Annotated in this window: 1 protein-coding gene; it reads left to right on the forward strand. The window is 74.1% G+C overall.

Annotation, left to right across the window (positions count from 1 at the left end; translation table 11 throughout):
• Positions 1–89 precede the first annotated feature (89 nt).
• Positions 90–875 (forward strand): glucosamine-6-phosphate deaminase, encoded by a 786-nt coding sequence (gene nagB, locus SSBG_RS08000; protein ID WP_008745688.1) that lies wholly within the window; start codon positions 90–92, stop codon positions 873–875.
• The last annotated feature ends 128 nt before the right edge of the window (positions 876–1,003 follow it).

Consider the following 1,003-nt stretch of genomic DNA (forward strand, 5'->3'; position numbering starts at 1 on the left):
GCCATCCGGACACACCCTTCTGTCCCGGCCCCCGGTCTGATAAATTGGTCTATACCACATGTGTCTCTTTCAGATCGGCAGGCCCCAGCGTGGAAGTTGTCATCGTCCCGGACGCGCAAGCCGGCGGCAGGCTCGTCGCCGACGCGATCGCGCGGCTGCTGCGGCGCAAGCCCGACGCCCTGCTCGGGGTGGCCACCGGGTCGACGCCGCTCCCCGTCTACCAGGCGCTCACCGGGCTCGTCCGCTCGGGCGAGGCCGACGTCTCGCGGGCGCGGGTCGCGCAGCTGGACGAGTACGTGGGCCTGCCCGCCGGGCATCCCGAGTCCTACCGCGCCGTCGTCCTGCGCGAGGTCGTGGAGCCGCTCGGCCTCGACCCCTCGGCGTTCCTCGGCCCGGACGGCTCGGCCGCCGACGTGCAGGCGGCCTGCGAGGCGTACGACCTGGCGCTGCGGGATGCGGGCGGCGTGGACCTCCAGCTCCTCGGCATCGGCACGGACGGGCACATCGGCTTCAACGAGCCATGCTCCTCGCTCGCCTCGCGCACCCGGATCAAGACGCTCACCGAGCAGACCCGGGTGGACAACGCGCGGTTCTTCGCCGACGACATCGAGCAGGTCCCGCACCACGTCATCACGCAGGGCATCGGGACGATCCTGGAGGCGCGGCACCTCGTGCTCCTCGCGACGGGCGAGAACAAGGCCGAGGCGGTCGCGCAGTCCGTCGAGGGCCCGGTCGCCTCGCTCGTGCCGGCCTCGGCGCTCCAGCTCCACCCGCACGCGACGGTCGTCGTGGACGAGGCGGCGGCCTCCAAGCTCAAGCTGGCCGGGTACTTCCGCGCGACCTGGGCCGCGAAGCCCGACTGGCAGGGCATCTAGCCGCTCCCGCGGGGGCGCCCGCACGGGACCCGCGCGCGGCACGCCGTACGGAGCCGCGCGGGCGCCCTGCGAGACCCGCCCGCACGCCGGAGCCCGCCCGCACGCGGTACGCACGCCGAAGGGCCCGG

This window comes from Streptomyces sp. SPB074 (genome assembly GCF_000154905.1).
GTDB lineage: Bacteria > Actinomycetota > Actinomycetes > Streptomycetales > Streptomycetaceae > Streptomyces.